8 protein-coding genes are annotated in these 15,140 nt (G+C 70.3%); 2 read left to right on the top strand and 6 right to left on the bottom strand.

Features of this window, described 5'->3' with window-relative positions; translation table 11 throughout:
• Positions 1-7 precede the first annotated feature (7 nt).
• Both RTL41_RS09380 and RTL41_RS09375 read right to left on the bottom strand, forming a co-directional pair.
• Positions 8-997, bottom strand: coding sequence for a polysaccharide deacetylase family protein (locus tag RTL41_RS09380; RefSeq protein ID WP_312163633.1), 990 nt, complete (start codon positions 995-997; stop codon positions 8-10).
• Between the two features lie 160 nt (positions 998-1,157).
• A complete protein-coding gene (locus tag RTL41_RS09375; RefSeq protein ID WP_312163631.1) occupies positions 1,158-2,750 on the bottom strand; it encodes an isocitrate lyase in 1,593 nt (530 codons plus the stop codon).
• Between the two features lie 157 nt (positions 2,751-2,907).
• On the opposite strand from RTL41_RS09375, the gene RTL41_RS09370 reads away from it, so the two are divergent.
• A complete protein-coding gene (locus RTL41_RS09370) occupies positions 2,908-4,323 on the top strand; it encodes a short-chain fatty acyl-CoA regulator family protein (protein WP_312163629.1) in 1,416 nt (471 codons plus the stop codon).
• Positions 4,324-4,484: 161 nt separating this feature from the next.
• Entirely contained in the window at positions 4,485-6,638 is a 2,154-nt protein-coding gene (locus RTL41_RS09365; protein WP_312163627.1) for a malate synthase G, read from the top strand.
• Between the two features lie 6 nt (positions 6,639-6,644).
• Here the strand turns inward: RTL41_RS09365 and RTL41_RS09360 are convergent, their stop codons facing one another.
• The 4 genes from RTL41_RS09360 to RTL41_RS09345 all read right to left on the bottom strand — a co-directional run bounded on the left by RTL41_RS09360 (position 6,645) and on the right by RTL41_RS09345 (position 15,045).
• Positions 6,645-8,216 carry a tannase/feruloyl esterase family alpha/beta hydrolase gene (locus tag RTL41_RS09360; protein WP_312163625.1) on the bottom strand — a complete coding sequence of 524 codons (1,572 nt, stop codon included), beginning with the start codon at positions 8,214-8,216 and terminating at the stop codon, positions 6,645-6,647.
• Between the two features lie 20 nt (positions 8,217-8,236).
• Entirely contained in the window at positions 8,237-9,118 is an 882-nt protein-coding gene (locus RTL41_RS09355) for an alpha/beta hydrolase (RefSeq protein ID WP_312163623.1), read from the bottom strand.
• Positions 9,115-12,321, bottom strand: coding sequence for a family 78 glycoside hydrolase catalytic domain (locus RTL41_RS09350; protein WP_312163621.1), 3,207 nt, complete (start codon positions 12,319-12,321; stop codon positions 9,115-9,117). Before RTL41_RS09350 ends, RTL41_RS09355 begins: the two co-directional genes overlap by 4 nt.
• A gap of 126 nt (positions 12,322-12,447) precedes the next feature.
• Complete coding sequence (locus RTL41_RS09345) at positions 12,448-15,045, bottom strand: TonB-dependent receptor (RefSeq protein WP_312163619.1); 2,598 nt, start codon at positions 15,043-15,045, stop codon at positions 12,448-12,450.
• Positions 15,046-15,140 lie beyond the last annotated feature (95 nt).

Raw genomic sequence — 15,140 nt, 5'->3', positions numbered from 1 at the left:
TCGCGGCTCAGCCGCAGAGCGCCGCGCCCAGTCGGCGCCCCGACCAGTCGCCGACCTGCAGGCGGGGCAAGCGCAGGCGGTTGGCGTCCTTGCGCACCACATCGGCGTCGGTGGTGACGGCCACGGCGAACCCGGCCTCGCGCACGACATCGACGGTCACGTCGCTGTAGTCGCCGAACGGATAGGCGAAGGTGGTCGGCGCCGCGCCGAGGAGGGCGGCGCAGGCCTCGCGGCTGGTGACGATCTCGGCCTGCTGGTCTTCGCGGCTGAGCTCGCTCAGGGCCGGGTGGTTGACCGAGTGCGCGCCGAACGAGATCACGCCGCCGTCGACCAGGGTGCGGACTTCTTCGGTGGTCATGCTGCGATGGGTGGGCCGGGCGGCCTCGGCCATGCCATGGCGACGGGCGAGATCGCCGAGCAGGCCGCGCCGCACGACGGGATCGAGCAGGCGCATCGCCTTCCAGAGTTCGGTATAGGCGCTCTGGCGCGCGGCGGCCGGCGCGGTGGTCGAGCCGACCGGGCCAAGATCGAAGGCGAGGGGCCGGCCCTCGATCTCCAGGTCGATGACCGTGCTGGGCGTGCCGACCACGATCCGCTCCAGGTCGTCCCACCAGAATTCGTGGCTGGCGGAGATGGCGCCGGTGGTCAGGAAGACGGTCGCGGGCAGGCCGTGCGAGGCCAGGAGCGGCGCCGCGTTCAGGCCGTTGCAGGCGTAGCCGTCGTCGAAGGTGATGGCGACCGCGTCATGCGGCAGGCGATCCTGCCGGTGGCGCTCGGCGAACTCCACCAGGGGCAGCACCGTGCGATGGCGCTTGAGCCAGGCCAACTGGTCGTCGAAGTGGGCGGGCGTGACCGCCAGCTCCCAGGGGTCGAAGCCGGGCTCGTTGACGCGGTGGTACATCAGGATGGCCGGGCCCGAGGGGCGGCCGAGCGCGCGACGGCCGGCGGCGGTGAGCCGGGCCTTGGCCTTGCGCGCGATGCGTCTGATCCTGGACATCGGAGCTCATTCCCCAGCGCCGGCGGCGGTTTCCGCGCAGATTAACAGCCAAATGCCTTAGCTGAGAGTGAAGTTCGCATGCGCGCGCCGAAATGAAAGAACGGCCCGGAGCGCGAACTCCGGGCCGTTCCCTGGTCGTTACAGTCGATGGACCGTCGGCTTACGCGAACTGGTTCATCGTGTTGTGGGCGCCGCCGGCCTTCAGCGCGGCTTCGCCGGCGAAGTATTCCTTGTGATCGTCACCGATGTCCGAGCCGGACATGTTCTGGTGCTTCACGCAGGCGATGCCCTGGCGGATTTCCTGGCGCTGGACGCCCTTCACGTAGCCCAGCATGCCTTGCGACCCGAAGTATTCCTTGGCCAGGTTGTCGGTCGACAGGGCCGCGGTGTGGTAGGTCGGCAGGGTGATCAGGTGGTGGAAGATGCCGGCCCGCTTGGCGCCGTCCGCCTGGAAGGTGCGGATGCGTTCGTCGGCCTCGGCCGCCAGTTCGGTGGCGTCGTAGTCCACGCTCATCAGGCCCGCGCGGTCATAGGACGAGACGTCCTTACCGGCCGCCTTCCAGGCGTCGTACACCTGCTGACGGAAGTTCAGGGTCCAGTTGAAGGACGGGCTGTTGTTGTAGACCAGCTTGGCGTTCGGGATGACGGCGCGGATGCGGTCCATCATGCCGGCGATCTGCTCGACGTGCGGCTTCTCGGTTTCGATCCACAACAGGTCGGCGCCGTTCTGCAGCGAGGTGATCGAGTCCAGGACGCAGCGGTCTTCGCCGGTGCCTTCGCGGAACTGGAACAGGTTGCTGGGCAGGCGCTTCGGACGCAGCAGCTTGCCTTCGCGGTTGATGATCACGTCGCCGTTCTTCAGGTCGGCGGGGGCGATCTCTTCGCAATCCAGGAAGCTGTTGTACTGGTCGCCCAGGTCGCCCGGGGTGTGGCTGACGGCGATCTGCTTGGTCAGGCCGGCGCCCAGCGAGTCGGTGCGGGTGACGATGACGCCGTCTTCGACGCCCAGCTCGAGGAAGGCGTAGCGGCAGGCGCGGACCTTCTGCAGGAAGTCTTCATGCGGGACGGTGACCTTGCCGTCCTGGTGGCCGCACTGCTTTTCGTCCGAGACCTGGTTTTCGATCTGCAGGGCGCAGGCGCCCGCCTCGATCATCTTCTTGGCCAGCAGGTAGGTCGCCTCGGCGTTGCCGAAGCCGGCGTCGATGTCGGCGATCACCGGGACCACGTGGGTCTGGTAGTTGTCGACCGCGTCCAGCAGTTCCTGCTCGCGCTTCTTGTCGCCGGCGGCGCGCGCGGCGTCGAGGTCGCGGAAGATGCCGCCCAGCTCGCGGGCGTCAGCCTGGCGCAGGAAGGTGTAGAGCTCTTCGATCAGGGCCGGGACCGAGGTCTTCTCGTGCATCGACTGGTCCGGCAGCGGACCGAATTCCGAGCGCAGCGCGGCGACCATCCAGCCCGACAGGTAGAGGTAGCGGCGGTCGGTGTTGCCGAAGTGCTTCTTGATCGAGATCAGCTTCTGCTGGCCGATGAAGCCGTGCCAGCAGCCCAGCGACTGGGTGTACTTGCCCGCGTCGAGGTCATAGGCCGCCATGTCCTTGCGCATGATCGCGGCGTTGTAGCGCGCGATTTCCAGGCCGGTCTTGAAGCGGTTCTGGATACGCATGCGGGCGACGGACTCGGCGTTGATGCCGTCCCAGGCGCCGTTCTTGCTGTTGATGAGCTGGCTCATCTGGATGATGTGGTCTTGGTAGGACATGTGCCTCTTCCGCTCAGCCCGGGGAACTCGACCCGGTGTTGGACGGTCACCTAGGGCGCGGGGCGCGGCCTGTGGAGTCGCCGCGAGGTGCAGATGTAAAACTTTACGGCCGACTTCTGTAATGCTGTAATGACTCTACAAAATCCGGAGTCAAGAAATGCCGGCCGAACGCCGCCTCTATGTGGGGCCGAGCCTGCGCCGCCTGCGTCGCGACCATGGCCTGACCCAGGCCGACATGGCCGCCGACCTGGAGGTCTCGCCGTCCTATATCGCGCTGCTGGAGCGCAACCACCGGCCGCTCAGCGCCGAGATGCTGCTGCGGCTGTCGCAGACCTACAAGATGGACATGGCCGCCCTGGCCGGGGACGGCGGCTCCGACGACGCGGCGCGGCTGCAGGCGGTGCTGAAGGACCCGATGTTCGGTGACATCGACCTGCCGACGCTGGAAAGCACCGACGTCACGACGAACTTTCCGGGGATCACCGAGGCGCTGCTGCGGCTCTACACCGCCTACAAGGAGGAGCAGCTCGCCCTGGCCGACCGCAGCGCCGAAGGGCCGGCGGGCGACGCCGCCCAGGGCCCGGACGCCGCCGACCCGGTGGCGGAGTCGCGGCGGTTCCTGGCGGCGCGGCGCAATTCGTTTCCCGTCCTCGACGACGCGGCCGAACGGCTGGCCCAGGCGGTCGGCGCCCACGACAGCATCGCGGCCTATCTGAAGGCCCGCCACAACCTGCGCGTCCGGCGCATCCCCTCCAGCTTCATGGTCGGCTCGATCCGGCGGCTGGACTGGCACCGCAAGGAACTGCTGGTCGACGACTCGCTCGACACCGCCAGCCAGGTGTTCCAACTGGCGCTGCAACTGGCCTATCTGGAGATGCGCGAGGACATCGACGCCGTCGCCGGCGAGGGCAGCTTCGCCAGCGAGAGCGGCGAGCGGCTGACCCGGCGGGCGCTGGCCAGCTATGCGGCCGCCGCGATCCTGATGCCCTACACCGCCTTCGCCAAGGCGGTGGAGGCGCGGCGCTACGACGTCGAGGCGCTGGGCCGGCAGTTCGGGGCCAGCTTCGAGCAGACCGCCCACCGGCTGACGACCCTGCAGAAGCCGGGGCACGAGCGGGTGCCGTTCTTCTTCATCCGCGTCGATCCGGCCGGCAACGTCTCCAAGCGGCTGGACGGGGCGGGCTTCCCGTTCGCGCGGCACGGCGGCGGCTGTCCGCTGTGGTCGGTGCACCAGGCGTTCAGGACCCCGCGCGAGATCGTCACCCAGTGGCTGGAGCTGCCCGACGGCGAGCGGTTCTTCTCCATTTCCCGGACCGTCACGGCCGGCGGCGGGGCGTTCGGCACCCCGCGGGTCGAGCGGGCGATCGCGCTGGGCTGCGCGGCCGAGCACGCCCACCGGCTGATCTACACCCAGGACCGGCCGGGCCCGGAGAGCGCGACCCCGATCGGGGTGACCTGCCGCCTGTGCCACCGCACCGAATGCACCGCCAGGTCGGCCCCGCCGATCGGCCGGCAGATCCTGGCCGACGACATCCGCCGCACCAGCGCCCCGTTCGGCTTCTCCGACAGCTAAGGTCCTCAAGGCAAAATCTGCCTTCGGCGCGCCAAAGCGTCACCCCTCGCGCACAAAACGCTTCAAACCGGCGCGCTTCCGTGCAGTAAAGCGCCGGAATGGTCCGGTTCGCTGCAGTGCGGCGAAGAGCAAGGACGCCTTAGTTGGGGACTCGGTCGCGCATGAACATCAGCAAATCCCTTACCGTCGACGAGATGCTGCACGCCTTCGTGGAAGGCGAACTGCTCCCCGGCACGGGTGTAGCGCCCGAGGCCTTCTGGGCCGCGCTGGAACAGATCCTCGCCGACTTCACCCCGCGCAACGCCGAGTTGCTGCGCCGCCGCGACGACCTCCAGGCCCAGATCGACGCCTGGTGGCGCGAGCGCCGCGGCAAGCCGCTGGACGTGGCCGAGGAGACCGCCTTCCTGCAGCAGATCGGCTATCTGCTGCCCGAACCGCCGGCCTTCCAGATCGCCACCCAGAACGTCGATCCGGAGATCGCCTCGATCGCCGGGCCGCAACTGGTGGTGCCGGTCTCGAACGGCCGCTATGCGCTCAACGCCGCCAACGCGCGGTGGGGCAGCCTCTACGACGCGCTCTACGGCACCGACGCGCTGGAGCCGCCGACCGGGACCAAGGGCTATGACCCGGCGCGCGGCGGCAAGGTGATCGCCTATGCCCGCGCGCTGCTGGACCGCGTGGCGCCGCTGAGCGCCGGTTCGCATGCGGATGCGACCTCGTACGCCGTGAGCGGCCAGCAACTGGTGGTGACCCTGAAGGACGGCCAGAGCGTCGGCCTGGCCGATCCGGCCCAGTTCGTCGGCTGGCGCGGGGAGGCGCAGGCGCCCGAGGGCGTGCTGCTCGCCCATAACCGCCTGCACCTGGAGATCCAGGTCGACCGCAGCCACAACATCGGCAAGGACGACCCGGCCGGCGTGGCCGACGTGCTGGTCGAGGCGGCGCTGACCGCTATCCAGGACTGCGAGGACTCGGTCGCCGCCGTCGACGCCGAGGACAAGACGGGCGTCTACCGCAACTGGCTGGGCCTGATGCGCGGCGACCTCGCGGCCAGCTTCGCCAAGGGCGGCAAGACCGAGACCCGCCGGCTGGACGAGGACCGCCGCTACAACGCAGCGGCGGGCGGCGAGCTGACCCTGCGCGGGCGCAGCCTGATGCTGGTGCGCAATGTCGGCCACCACATGCTGACCGACGTGGTGCGCTTCAACGGCGAGCCGGTGTTCGAGACCGTGGTCGACGCCCTGGTCACCGTCGCGGCCGCCAAGCACGACCTGACCGGCGCGCGCCGCAACAGCCCGGCCGGCTCGGTCTATGTCGTGAAGCCGAAGATGCACGGCCCCGACGAGGTGGCGCTGGCCGTTCGGCTGTTCGACCTGGTCGAGGACGCGCTGGGCCTGGCCCGCAACACCGTGAAGCTGGGGATCATGGACGAGGAGCGCCGCACCAGCGCCAATCTCGGCGCCTGCATCCATGCGGCGCGCGAGCGGATCGTGTTCATCAACACCGGCTTCCTGGACCGCACCGGCGACGAGATCCACACCGCCATGGAAGCTGGCCCCATGGTCCGCAAAGACGCCATGAAGGCCGAGCCGTGGCTGGCCGCCTACGAGAAGCGCAACGTCGAGATCGCCCTGGCCGCCGGCTTCCCGGGCCGTGCGCAGATCGGCAAGGGCATGTGGGCGGCGCCCGACCAGATGCAGGCCATGCTGGCCGCCAAGGTCGGCCACCCGAAGGCCGGGGCCAACACCGCCTGGGTGCCCTCGCCGACCGCCGCCGTGCTGCACGCGCTGCACTATCACGAGGTCGACGTTTCGGCCCTGCAGGCCTCGATGCTCCAGGCGGCGACGAAGACGGGCACGGACGACCTGCTGACCCCGCCGCTGGCCAGGTCGAACTGGAACGCCGCCGACATCCAGCAGGAGCTGGACAACAACGCCCAGGGCATCCTCGGCTACGTGGTGCGCTGGATCGACCAGGGCGTCGGCTGCTCGAAGGTGCCGGACATCCACGACGTCGGCCTGATGGAGGACCGCGCCACCCTGCGGATCTCCAGCCAGCACATCGCCAACTGGCTGCACCACGGGGTCTGCACCGAGGCGCAGGTGCGCGAGACCTTCGCCCGCATGGCCAAGGTGGTCGACGCCCAGAACGCCGACGACGGCGCCTATCAGGCGATGAGCCCCGACCCGGCCGCCAGCATCGCCTACCAGGCGGCGCTGGAGCTGGTGTTCGACGGCCGCGTGCAGCCGAACGGCTACACCGAGCACATCCTGACCCGCCGCCGCCGCGAGCGTAAGGCGCAACTGGCCGGCGGCTGAGGCCGGCTACCTGGCCGCGACGCAGGCGAAGGCGCCTGCGTCGTCGGTCGAGCCCTTGCCGTCCCAGCGGGCGACCTGGGGATAGGCGCAGATCGGCCGCGTGCGCACCGGCGTGGCCGGGAAGCCCAGGAAGCCGAACAGGTCGTTGTCGAACTTTGTGGCGATCACCTGCTCCGGGGCCGGACCGCCGGCGCGCCAGGCGTCCAGGGTTCCCAGGGCGTCGAAGACGTTGGGGCCAGGTCCGCCCAGGCAGTGGGACATGCCGGGCAGCATGAACAGCCGCACGAAGTCGCCGCCGGTCTTGGCCTCCAGCGCCTTGTAGTAGTCGATCGTGCTCTGGGCCGGGATCGCGGCGTCGGCCCAGCCATGATAGAGGATCAGCTTGCCGCCGCGGGCCTTGAAGGCGCGCAGGTCGGGATCGCCGGGATCGAGCGTCGCGCCCTGGCGGGCCTGGGCCGCCTTGAAGTCCCGCTCGAGGTCGAAGGCCGACAGGTTCCAGTTCGGATCGTCGAACACCATCGCCCGGAAGAACTCGGTCGAGAACTTGGCGTGCTGGCCGTCGGCCTGGGTGATCCAGGTGTCCCAGGCGCCGGGGATCGCCTCGCCGCCGACCGGGAAGCCCGGATAGATCGAGACGCCGGCGCGGGTGCTGGGGCCGGCATAGATGCGGCGCAGCGAGGCGAGCTCGCCGGGGGTCAGGCAATCGGCGGCGTCGCCGGCCTTGCATTGCAGGACGCCGGGATCGAAGCGACAGGCGGCGGGATTCTCCAGCACGCCGTCCGCCAAGCCGTCGAGCTGGTCGCATTGGGCCATGACGGCGTTCTGGACGACCGCCAGCTTGGCCGTCGGAATCGGCCCGGCGGCGATGGTCTGGGCGTTCCAGGCGAAGGCCGACATCAGCTTCGTCCAGGGGACGGCCGGGGCGCCGGCGATGATCGCGTCATAGTCGCCTGGGAAGCGGTGCGCCTCCATCAGCGCCTCGCGTCCGCCGTCCGAGCAGCCGTGGAAGTAGGAGAGCCTGGGCCCGGCGCCGTAATAGGCGGCGATCAGGGTCTTGGCGGCGCCGGCGGTCAGGTGGTTCGCGCGGTAACCGAAGTCCTTGATCTTCTCGGGCTGGCCCAGGGCCCAACTGGCGTCGGTGTCGCGCTTGCCGGTGTGGCCCATGTCGGTGCCGGCCGCGGCGTAGCCCTTGGCGACGCCGCCCCGCATCATGATGAACGGCCCCATGAAGCTGCCGCCGTAGCCGCCGTTGCCGGCGCCGAGGAACTTGCCGTTCCAGGCCGATCTCTCCGGCAGCCAGACCTCGACCCCGATGTCCGAGCCGGCGGCGGGCTTCAGCCGGACCTTGACGCGGCAGAAGGCGGCCGGGGCGGGCAGGCCGGGCAAGGCGCCGCCGAGCGCGATGGAGTCGGTCGCGGCGGTCGGGGCGGCGCTTTCGACGACGCCGTCCTTGAGCTTCACGCCCTTCAGGTCCTCGCAGGTCGCCGCGGCGGCGGAGCCTGCGGCCAGGCTCGCCAGGACGGCGAGGGCGGCGCCCTGCAACAGGCGATGGAGGTTCGGGCGGCGTTCGGTCGTCATGGCGGATGTCCTTGGGCAGGTCATGGTCGGCGGGCGAGCAGGCCTTGGCCGCGCATCCAGGCGGCGGCCTTTGCGGGCCAGTCGTCGGTGGCCTGGCCCCGCCTGGTCATGCCAAAGCCGTGGCCGCCCTTGGGATAGACCAGCAGTTGGCTGGACGCGCCGGCGGCCTGCCAGGCCGCGGCCAGGCGCTTGCTGTCGCCGGCGGCGATGCGGTCGTCGTCGGCCACCGTCACGAACAGCGGCGGGGCCTTGGCCGGCGGGGTCAGGGTCTCGGGAAGCACGCCCGGATAGACGGTCAGGGCGAAGTCGGGGCGGCTGTCGGCATGGCCGGCCAGCAGGGTCCAGACGGTGACCGCCCCGCCGGCGGAGAAGCCCAGCATGCCGACGCGGTCGGGGGCGAGGCCCCAGCGTTCCGCGTCCCGGCGCACCAGCCGCACCGCCTGTTCGCCGTCGGCGGTCGCCAGGGGGCGCAGCGGAGCCAGCATCTCCTGCATCCTGGCGGGAGAGATCAGGCGCATCAGCAACTGCTGCTGGAAGTCGTCGCCGGTCGGGGTCAGGCGGTACTTGAGCAGGAAGACCGTGACGCCGAGGCCGTTCAGCCACTGGGCGACCTCGGTCCCCTCGCTGGTCCAGGAGAGCATGTGGAAGCCGCCGCCCGGGGCGACGATCACCGCCGTGCCGTTGGCCAGCTTCGGGTCGGGCCGATAGACGGTGAGGCTGGGCTCGGCGACGTTGCGCACGAGCTGTTCGGCGCCGCGCATCTGGGTCACTTCGGGCCTGGCGCCGGCCAGGGCGCCCGGCGCGCCTTGCGGCCACAGCGGCACGACCGTCTGGGCGTGGGCGACGGAGGCGGTGGCCGCCAGCAGCACGGCCGCGCGGGCCAGGGTTGCGATCAGGCTCACGACGGCTCCTTGCCCCATCCGGTGGATTCGAAGGTGAAGGCGCCGGGGCCGACGCCATAGACGGCGTAGCCGGGCTCGCGGCGCAGCAGTTCGGCGTCGGCCGGGGCGCGGACCTCGCCCCCGCCGAGCGGCAGCCAGACCTCGCCGCGGGCGGCGTTGGGGATGACGGCCTCCAGCCGCAGGATCGAGCCCTCGCGCCGCCAACTGGAGGCGGCCGGGCCGCGCGGCGTATCCATGCTGGCGGCGGCGTGCTCCAGGGCGCGCGGCGCCGCGGGGCGGATCAGGACGGTGGAATAGCCCGGCGCGCCGGGACGCAGGCCCGCCAGGCCCTGGTGCAGCCAATCGGAGACCGAGGCGAAGTAGTGGTGGTCGCGCGAGCGGGAGTTGAGGCTCCAGGTCTCGAACATGGTCGAGTGGCCGTTGACGATCCACCAGCCCCAGCTCGGCTCCTTCGTGCTCGACACCAGGTCGAAGGCGAGGTCGGCGTAGCCGTGGTCGCCGAGCAGGAACAGCAGGTAGCGGGTGGCGTAGACGCCGGTCTGCAGGCCGTTGGCCTTGACGTCGGCGGCCAGGTGGTCGGCGACGCCCTGTTCGGCGCCGGGCGGGACCATGCCGAAGGCCAGCGGCAGCACATTCTGGACCTGGGCGTAGGCGTTGGCGGCGCCCTTGGCGTCGAGGGTGCGATAGAGGCCGCGCGCGCCATCCCAGTAGCGGCGGTTGTAGGCGGCGCGCACGTCCTCGGCCAGGGCGCGGTAGCGCCCGGCGTCGGCGTCACGGCCCAGCAGGGCGGCGCTGCGCGCCAGATGGTCGACCTCAAGGTAGAAATAGGCCGTCGTCACCGCCCCGGCCCCGCCGCCGCGCTGGTTGACATAGTCGGGGGCGCCCGGCGGGCTCCACTCGCTGAGCCCCTTGTCGTAGGCGTAGTCGGGCGCGGTGAAATAGGTCGCGGTGTAGTCGACCAGCCGCTTCTGGGCGTCGTACATCCGCTCCAGGATCCGGCGGTCGCCGTAGGTCTGGTGCATCTCCCAGGGCAGGATGAAGGTCGCCGCGTCCCAGGGCGTCGTCGGGCCCCATATGGCGTTCCAGCCGGGGGTGTTCTCGTAGCCGTAGTCGGGGGTGGTCGGGACGATCTCGGGCATCTCGCCCTTGGGCGACTGGGCGTCGCGGAAATCGGCCAGCCACTTGGTCCAGACCCGCGCGACGTCGAAGTTGCGGGCGGCCGCGCCGGCCGAGGCCTGGGCGTCGCCGGTCCAGCCGTTCTTCTCCAGGGTCGGGGTGTCGGTCTGCATCCCGTGCATGTTGTTGAGGATGCTGGCGCGGGCGGCGGCGTCGATCTGTTCCAGCAGCGGCAGGCTGGCCTTGAAGCGCCCGGTGCGGGCGACGGCCGAGTGCGCCTGGCGGCCGGTCAGGGTCTCCAGGGTCGGCGCGCCGGGGAAGCCCTCGACCTGGACATAGCGGAAGCCCTTGTAGCCGAAGCTCGGCGCCCAGGTTTCGGTCCCGTGGCCCGAGAGGGTGTAGCGGTCGGTCTGCAACTGGGCGTCGATCAGGCCGGCGGCGGGCACGGCCTGGCCGTCGTCGCCGATCCGCTCGCTGTGCAGCAGCGAGACGGTGGCCCCGGCCGGGCCGCTGACCTTGAGCTCGGTCCAGCCGGCGAAGATGCGCCCGAAGTCGAACACCCAGACGCCCGGCTTGACCTGCTTGAGCGAGACCGGCGCCACCTCGGCGACCGGGGCGATCGGCTCCAGGTTGGCGGCGACCAGTCCCCCCTTGGGGCCTGCGGCGCGGACGGCGGGCGTCCAGCGACGGGCGTTGAAGCCGGCGCGCCGCCAGCCGTCCGGCGCGCGGCGGGCGTCGTAGCGTTCGCCGCGATGGATGGAGTCGCTGAGCGTGGGGCCGTCGGAGACGCGCCAGGCCTCGTCGCTGACGATCACCTGGCGCTCGCCGTCCGCATGGACGATTTCGAGCTGGGCCTTGAGCACCGGCGCGCCGTGCCAGGGCGCCTGGTGGAAGTACCACTCATTGGGATCGACCAGGCCGTACCAGCCGCGGCCGAGCTCGGCGGCCAGCACGTTCTCGCCGGGCTCCAGGGCCTCGGTCACGTCGTAGGCGCTGTAGAGGGTGCGCTTGGCGTAGTCGGTGAAGCCGTTGGCCACGGCCGAGGGACCCACGGCCGTCCCGTTGAGGCTGAGCTTGGGAAAGCCGCCGGCCGCCGCATAGAGCCGCGCCCGGGCGACCGGCTTGGCCTTCACCCGGAAGGCCTTGCGCAGCAGCGGCGCGGGGCGGTCCATCGGCAGGACGACGTCGACGTTCACGCCGCCGGAAACGGTCAGCCCCTCAGCTCCGGTCCGCCCGCCGGTGAACGGATTGTCGTGGCGGGCGAAGCTGGTGGAGAAGGTCGGCCGACCCGGGGCCTTCACCTCGACGGCGTGCACCACGGCGGCGTCCGCCGCGCGGGCGGAGAAGCCGATCGTGCCGTGGCTGTGGGCCATGCCCTGAACGACGTCGATCACCTGACCGTCCACGGCGGTGGTGATCTGCGCGCCCTTGGCGCTGATGGTCACGACCCGGCGGCCGGACGCCTGCGGCAGCGGCACGCGCTTGATCACGGTCAGGGTGGTGTTGGAGTTCGAACCGCCCGGATAGCGGCGGACCTGCTCGATCAGGACCGGGCGGCCTTCCTCGACGGTGAAGGTCCAGACATAGGCCTCGCCATAGGTCTTGCCGACCGGGCGGGCGCGGAACAGCAGGTTGAACGGCGCGGCGGTCAGGGTGAGCTCGGTCTTCAGGTCGAAGTCCGACCAGTCGTGCTCTGTCGACGGGCGCCCGCCGATCCAGCTCGCCTGCCAGTCTGCAGGCGACAGCAGGCCCATCTCCCACCATTCGGGCGTCGACCATTCGGACGGCGCGTCCGCGGCGTCCCAGGTGCGGACCTGCCACCAGTAGCGGGTTCGGGCGGCCAGCGGCGGGCCGCCATATTCGATCTGCAGAGTGTCGGAACCGGCGACCTGGCCGCTGTCCCAGACGAGGTCCTCGCCGCGTTCAAGCGCTTCGGGCGAGGCGGCGACGCGGAGCTGATAGGCGCTCTGCGCCGCCGCGGGCGCCAGCCAGGAGAGGCGCGGGCGCGGTTCGTCGAGGCCGAGCGGGCGAACGGCGTATTCGGTCTTCAGCCCCGTGGGCGGCGGCTCGGCGGCGAACGACGACATCGGACTGAAGCCTACCGTCAGCAAAAGCGCGGCGTGGGCCGCAAACAACCGCCGCGCCGACGGCGACGAGCTGACACGCCGGGGAGGGGATGCGTCCGCCCTGGCCGTCGCCGCCGGCGTGACCACCTAGAACCTCGCCCGCAGGCCGACGCTGACCAGGCGGCCGAGCGTGCTGCCGTTTGCGTAGCCGATGCTGGTGTTCGAATAGGGCGGATCCTCGTCGAACAGGTTGTCGATGTTGAGGGTCAGCATGAAGTTGTCGGCTGGCCCCCAGCCCTCGAGATCATAACCGACGAACAGGTCGACGGTGGTGAAGGCGTCGATCTTGGTCTGGTTGACGTAGCCCAGCACCGGATAGCTGTCGCGGTAGTTGACCGCCGCCCGCGCGCTGAGATCACCGTACTTCACCGCGGCCGAGGCGACCACGGCCCAGCGGCCGTTGCCGTTCTGCAACTGGTTGGTCCAGTCGCCGCCCTTGATGGTCTGCATCTCGCGATTGAGCGTGTAGGTGCCGGCCAGGTTGGCGGTGACCGCCCCGAAGCTGGTCGGGCGCGCATAGTTCAGGTTGAAGTCGATCCCGTCGATGTTGATGGCGCCCAGATTGTTGCGGCGGGCGTCGATCAGGATGAACGGCGAGCGCCCGACGAACAGGCTTTCGATGGAGGGCGCGCCGTTCAGCGGCAGCGAGCCGACGGCGGCCTTCACCTGCTCCAGGGTCGGGTCGATGACGTAGAAGCTGGCGAAGTTCGGGTCGGAGAACATGACCGGCGAGGTGGCGGGGACGAGGCCGATCGCCTCCTCGAACTTCACGTTGTAGTAGGTCGCGCTGGCGGTGAAGCCGGGGATCTGCTGGGGGGTCCAGTCGACGCCCAGCGACCAGGTGTCGGCGGTCTCGGGCTTCAGGTCGGAGTTGCCGCCGGCCAGGACGATGGTCGGCCGCAGCAGGTCGGTGGGCGGGCTGGTCGGCGGCCGGAACGGGCTGATCGGCAGGATCTGGACGCGGGCGTCCACCGAGTTGGTGGTGTCGGCCAGGCTGGGCGCGTGGAACGACGTGCCATAGTTGGCGCGGACCTTGATGTCCTCGAACGGGCGGTAGTTGAAACCGATCTTCGGATTGGTGGTCGAGCCGACGTCGCTGTAGTCGTCGAACCGGGCCGAGGCCGAGATGTCGAAGGCGCGGAGCCCGGGGCGGCCGTTGTCGTCGCCGACGATCGGCACGAACAGCTCGGCGAACACCGAGTTCACCCGGCGCGAGGCGCTGGCGTAGGTCGCCGAGGTGCGCACGTCCCGCCGGTCGAGCGAGACCACGGAGTCGATGCTCTCGTAGTGGTGCTCGGCGCCGAGCGCCAGGCGCAGGTCGCCGCCCGGCAGGGTCATCAGCGGGCCGTCGGCGACCAGCCGGAACTCGGCCATGTCCTGGGTGGCGCCGCCGTAGTTCTCGAAGTCGCCGATCGCCGAGAGGACCGCGGCGCTGGAGGCGCGCGGATCGTAGGGGTTGAGCGCGGTGTCGAGGGTCGTGCCCGCCAGGGCCACGCTCGCCGCCGAGGCGTTGATCGCGCCCTCGTGCACCTCGTTCTCGCTGCGGCCCAGATTGACCTGGCCCTGCAGGCGCCAGTCCTTGCCGAAGCGGTAGATGAGCAGCGGGGTGACGCCGTAGGACTCGAAGGTCGCCTTGCTCTTGGCGCTCTTGCCGAACACGTCGTCGAAGGCGAAGGCCACGCTGTGGGCCGGTTCGCCCAGGACCGGGCGGAAGTAGGGATTGGCGGCGGTGATCACGCCGCTGGTGTTGCCCTGGGCCGACAGCGTCGTGGTGGCGCGTCGCGACCAGTAGCCGGTGATCTCGAAGTCGAGATTGTCGGCCAGTTGCTGCTGCCCGGCGGCGAAGACGGTGTGGCGTTCTTCGCGCGGATAGATGTCGGCATAGTCGGTCGGGTCGCAGCGGTTCAGCGTGCCCAGCAACCGGCCGGGCAGGGCGAAGGTCGCATCGCCGATGGAGATGTTGCCGGGGGCGCAGGCGGTGCTGCGCAGGTCGGTTCCGCCCTTGGCCGTGTTGTCGGCGGTGACGTAGTCGCGGTCGAGGCCCTGGATGTTGTCGTGCCAGGCGTAGGCGTAGGAGATCAGGGCCGAGCCGCCGGTCCATTCGGTTCCGGCGGTGAGGTTGGCGTCGATGGTCTCGTAGTCGTCGGCGACGCCGTAGCGGGCGGTCGCCTCGAGGCCCTGGAAGCGCTTGCGGGTGATGAAGTTGATCACGCCGCCGATGGCGTCCGAGCCGTAGATCGACGAGCCGCCGTCCGGGATGACCTCGACCCGGTCGATGACGCCGGGCGGGATGATCGAGGGATCGGGGGAGGTCTGCAGCACGCCTGCGCCGACCAGGCGGTGGCCGTTCATCAGCACCAGTGTGGTCGAGCCGCCCGAACCGCCGAGATTGCGGATGTTCGGCCGCACGATCGGGTTGCCGAAACCGGCCGAGCCGGCCGGGATGGTGCCGAAGTTGCCGATCTGGGGAATGGTGGCGAGCAGGTCGTTGGCCGACACCGCGCCGATCGAGACGATCTCCTCACGGCCGACATCGATTACATTGGTGCCGGTCGGGGCGATCCCCCGGATCAGCGTGCCGGTGACGACGACTTCTTCGACGATTTCGCCGTCGGCGGTCGTAGCCGACCTGTCCTGGGCCAGGGCGGGCGAGGCCGCCAGAGCCAGGACGCTGGCTGAGATCATCCATCGCGCAAGGTTGGGTGCATGCGCTGCTTGCTGGCCCATATCGTTTCCCCCGTCGCGGCCCCTCATGGGCCGTCTTCGTGACTGGTGTCGTT

The sequence above is a fragment of the Phenylobacterium sp. genome, from assembly GCF_031984885.1.
In the GTDB taxonomy this organism is placed as follows: Bacteria; Pseudomonadota; Alphaproteobacteria; order Caulobacterales; family Caulobacteraceae; genus Phenylobacterium.
This window is presented reverse-complemented; position numbering and strand designations above follow the sequence as displayed.

Bases quoted from the DNA above. Each gene is read 5' to 3' on its own strand.
- RTL41_RS09380 (WP_312163633.1), bottom strand. From the start codon at position 997: ATGTCCAGGATCAGACGCATCGCGCGCAAGGCCAAGGCCCGGCTCACC.
- RTL41_RS09375 (WP_312163631.1), bottom strand. From the start codon at position 2,750: ATGTCCTACCAAGACCACATCATCCAGATGAGCCAGCTCATCAACAGC.
- RTL41_RS09370 (WP_312163629.1), top strand. From the start codon at position 2,908: ATGCCGGCCGAACGCCGCCTCTATGTGGGGCCGAGCCTGCGCCGCCTG.
- RTL41_RS09365 (WP_312163627.1), top strand. From the start codon at position 4,485: ATGAACATCAGCAAATCCCTTACCGTCGACGAGATGCTGCACGCCTTC.
- RTL41_RS09360 (WP_312163625.1), bottom strand. From the start codon at position 8,216: ATGACGACCGAACGCCGCCCGAACCTCCATCGCCTGTTGCAGGGCGCC.
- RTL41_RS09350 (WP_312163621.1), bottom strand. From the start codon at position 12,321: ATGTCGTCGTTCGCCGCCGAGCCGCCGCCCACGGGGCTGAAGACCGAA.
- RTL41_RS09345 (WP_312163619.1), bottom strand. From the start codon at position 15,045: ATGATCTCAGCCAGCGTCCTGGCTCTGGCGGCCTCGCCCGCCCTGGCC.